This window comes from Kitasatospora sp. NPDC093558, from assembly GCF_040683475.1.
GTDB lineage: Bacteria > Actinomycetota > Actinomycetes > Streptomycetales > Streptomycetaceae > Kitasatospora.
In genome coordinates this window covers 1-3,859 of sequence record NZ_JBFBDY010000588.1, presented here as the reverse complement: position 1 = coordinate 3,859, position 3,859 = coordinate 1, and the positions used below count along the sequence as shown (strand labels likewise).

The following is a 3,859-nucleotide window of genomic DNA, read 5'->3' as shown; positions in this document are numbered from 1 at the left end:
TGGCGGGGCGCAACGGCCCGGGCCGCCCCCCCCGGGCGTTCCCTCCCCGCGACGATCACCTGGCGGCGCTCAGGCCGGCAGCACGGCCTCGATGGCGGCGACGACCTCGTCCGCCTCGGGGTCGGTGGCCGGGCGGATCCGGGCGGCGACCGTACCGTCCGGGGTGATGAGGAACTTCTCGAAGTTCCACTTGACGTCGCCGGCCTCGCCCTCGGCGTCCGCCGTCTCGACGAGCTTGGCGTACAGCGGGTGCCGGTCGTCACCGTTCACGTCGATCTTCTCGAACAGCGGGAACGTGACGCCGTACGTCGTCGAGCAGAACGTCTCGATCTCCTCGGCGCTGCCCGGCTCCTGTCCGGCGAACTGGTTGCACGGGAAGCCCAGCACGCTGAACCCGCGCGCGGCGTAGCGCTCCTGGAGCCGCTCCAGGCCCGCGTACTGCGGCGTCAGGCCGCACTTGGAGGCGACGTTGACGATCAGCAGCGCCTTGCCCTTGTAGTCGGCGAGCGAGGTGGCCTCGCCGGACAGCGTGCGCAGCGGAATGTCGTACAGGCTCACGGTGGTCCCTTTCGGCAGGTCGGTGGGGTCGGACTCCCGGGTCACGGTAGCGCTCCCGGAGGGCTCAACCGCGACGGCGCCGCCGGTGTTCCGCGAGCGTGGGGGCGCACTGAGCGGCGCGTCCGCCCCCACGCTGCGGGTCCGTGCGCCGTCTCAGACGGCCAGCGGCCTGATGGCGGTCGGCGCGTGCTCGGGCAGGGTCGCGAGCTCCTCGAACTCGTTGACCTTGTCGATGTCGGTGCCGCTCATCGAGATGTTGGTGACGCGCTCCAGGATCGCCTCGACGACGACCGGGACGCGGAACTCGGCGGCCAGCTTCTTGGCCTCCTCGAAGGCCGGCAGCAGGCCCTCCGGCTCGGTGACCCGGATCGCCTTGCAGCCCAGGCCCTCGGCGACCTTGACGTGGTCGACGCCGTAGACGCCCAGCTCCGGCGCGTTGATGTTCTCGAACTCCAGCTTGACCTGGAAGTCGATGTCGAAGTTCCGCTGCGCCTGGCGGATCAGGCCCAGGTAGGAGTTGTTCACCAGGACGTGGACGTAGGGGATGCGGTGCTGCGCGCCGACCGCCAGCTCCTCGATCATGAACTGGAAGTCGTAGTCGCCGGAGAGGGCGACGATCTGGCCCTCGGGGTCGGCGGTCGCGACGCCGAGCGCGGCCGGGATGGTCCAGCCGAGCGGGCCGGCCTGGCCGCAGTTGATCCAGTGCCGCGGCTTGTAGACGTGGAGCATCTGCGCGCCGGCGATCTGGGACAGGCCGATCGTGGTGACGTAGCGGGTCTCCGGGCCGAAGGCCTTGTTCATCTCCTCGTAGACGCGCTGCGGCTTGAGCGGCACGTTGTCGAAGTGGGTGCGGCGCTGCAGCTGCGCGCGGCGGGCCTGGGTGGAGGCGGCCCACTCGCTGCGGTCCTTGAGCGTGCCGGCCGCCTTGAGCTCGCGCGCGACCTCGACGAACAGCTCCAGCGCGGCCTTGGCGTCGGAGGCGATGCCGAGCTCGGGGGCGAAGATCTTGCCGATCTGGGTGGGCTCGACGTCGACGTGGACGAACTTGCGGCCCGCGGTGTAGACGTCCAGGCCGCCGGTGTGGCGGTTGGCCCAGCGGTTGCCGATGCCGAGGACGAAGTCGGAGGCGAGGAAGTTCTCGTTGCCGTAGCGGTGCGAGGTCTGCAGGCCGACCATGCCGGCGTTCAGCTCGTGGTCGTCCGGGACGATGCCCCAGCCCATCAGGGTCGGGACGACCGGGACGCCGGTCAGCTCGGCGAACTCCAGCAGCAGCTCGGAGGCGTCGGCGTTGATGACGCCGCCGCCGGCGACGATCAGCGGGCGCTCGGACTCCTGGAGCAGCGCGATGGCCTTCTCGATCTGGATCCGGTTGGCGACCGGCTTGTAGACCGGCAGCGGCTGGTAGGCCTCCGGGTCGAAGTCGATCTCGGTCAGCTGGACGTCGATCGGCAGGTCGATCAGGACCGGGCCCGGACGGCCGGAGCGCATCAGGTGGAAGGCCTGCTGGAAGACGCCGGGGACCTGGGCGGCCTCCAGGACGGTGGTCGCGGCCTTGGTGACCGGCTTGGCGATCGAGGCGATGTCGACGGCCTGGAAGTCCTCCTTGTGCAGGCGGGCGACCGGGGCCTGGCCGGTGATGCACAGGATCGGGATCGAGTCGGCGATCGCCGAGTACAGACCGGTGATCATGTCGGTGCCGGCCGGGCCCGAGGTGCCGATGCACACGCCGATGTTGCCGGCCTTGGCGCGGGTGTAGCCCTCGGCCATGTGGGAGGCGCCCTCGACGTGACGGGCGAGGGTGTGCTTGATCCCGCCGGAGGCCTTGAGGGCGGCGTAGAACGGGTTGATGGCTGCGCCCGGCACGCCGAACGCGACCTCAACGCCTTCGAGCTTGAGGATCTCCACGGCCGCGCGGGCGGCTGTCATACGAGGCATCGGGTTTCTCCTGCGTCGGCCCGCAGTGGGTCGGAGGGCTCATCTCCAGAATTCCACCATACGGAAGAACGGTTTCTGTATGTGGAAGAAAAGGTAGGACGGGCCCTGTCGGGGCGTCAAGGGGAGATTCAACAGATTGTGGACGTTCACCCAGGGTGCATCCTGTGGGTTCCGTGGTGCGCGGGCCTCGTTCGTACACGCGGACGGCTGTCGGGCAAGTGTGCCCGAGGAAGCGCGCGTTCCGGCCCGGAAAGCGGACCCGGTGTGCGGCTCGGGTGAAGGGACGGTGTGCGAGGTTGGCCCGTCCCGCAGCCCTGGGTACCGTCGGACCCACGCCGGGCCCCCCACTGTCGCCCTCGTCGTGCGGCCCTTCTTCCCGCCCGCACCCGCAAGCACCGCGCGCATCCGCAGGCGCCGGCCGTACCGCAGGCCCTGTCCTTCGTACCGTGCCCCTCGCGCCCGCACTTCCGTCGCCCGCTTCGTCGCACGTCTCTCTGCACATCTCTGCGCACACCTCGTCGCACGTCTCGCTGCACACCTCTGCGCACGCCTCTTCGCACGTCACGTCTCTTCGCCACGCCCCGGAGCAGCGCGCCCGCCGCCGGCGGACGCGCGGAAGGAACGCACCCATGCGCCGTTGCCCCGTCCGCCACCCGGAGGTGACCGGGTGAGCAGTCCGCCCCACCGCCGCAAGGGCCCGCCGGGCCGCTCCCGCCGCACCGGGCCACCGGGCCGGCCCCGCCGCCTGCCGGCCGGCTTCCCGCCGGCCGGCCCCCTGCGCGCCGTCCCCTGGCGGCATGACCTGCCCGCCTCGCTCGTCGTCTTCCTGGTCGCCCTGCCGCTGTGCGTCGGGGTCGCGGTCGCCTCCGGCGTGCCGGCCGAGCTCGGCCTGGTCACCGGCATCGTCGGCGGCCTGGTCGTCGGGCTGCGGCCCGGCAGCAGCCTCCAGGTCAGCGGCCCGGCCGCCGGGCTCACCGTCCTCGTCTACGACGCCGTCCACCGCTTCGGCCCGCAGGCGCTCGGACCGCTCGTCCTCGGCGCCGGACTGCTCCAGCTCGCCATGGGCGCCCTGCGGCTCGGCCGCTGGTTCCGCGCCATGTCCGCCTCCGTCGTGCACGGCATGCTCGGCGGCATCGGGCTCACGCTGCTCACCGGCCAGCTGTACGCGCTCGCCGACCGCCGGGCCCCGGCCACCGGGCCGGAGAAGATCGCCGGGCTGCCCGCCCTGCTGCGCGACGCCCTCGGCGGCGCCGCGAACCCGGGCGCCGCCGCGCTCGGCGTGGCCACGCTGCTCGTGCTCGTGGCGTGGAAGCACCTGCCCGAGCGCGTCGCCCGGAGCGTCCCCGCCCCGCTGGCCGCCGTCGGG

The 3,859-nt window shown here is 72.1% G+C and carries 3 protein-coding genes; 1 reads left to right on the top strand and 2 read right to left on the bottom strand.

Annotation, left to right across the window (positions count from 1 at the left end):
* Window positions 1–69: 69 nt before the first annotated feature.
* Together AB0O00_RS32010 and gcl are read right to left on the bottom strand one after the other, a co-directional pair.
* Window positions 70–558 (bottom strand): glutathione peroxidase, encoded by a 489-nt coding sequence (locus tag AB0O00_RS32010; protein ID WP_363657750.1) that lies wholly within the window; start codon window positions 556–558, stop codon window positions 70–72.
* A 153-nt stretch (window positions 559–711) separates the two neighbouring features.
* Complete coding sequence (gene gcl, locus AB0O00_RS32005) at window positions 712–2,493, bottom strand: glyoxylate carboligase (protein WP_363657746.1); 1,782 nt, start codon at window positions 2,491–2,493, stop codon at window positions 712–714.
* Between the two features lie 775 nt (window positions 2,494–3,268).
* Here gcl and AB0O00_RS32000 point away from each other — a divergent pair.
* A partial coding sequence (locus tag AB0O00_RS32000; protein ID WP_363657748.1) for a SulP family inorganic anion transporter occupies window positions 3,269–3,859 on the top strand: 591 nt, incomplete at its 3' end.

Coding starts and splice junctions, on each gene's coding strand:
- gcl (WP_363657746.1), bottom strand. CDS start 2,493: ATGCCTCGTATGACAGCCGCCCGCGCGGCCGTGGAGATCCTCAAGCTC.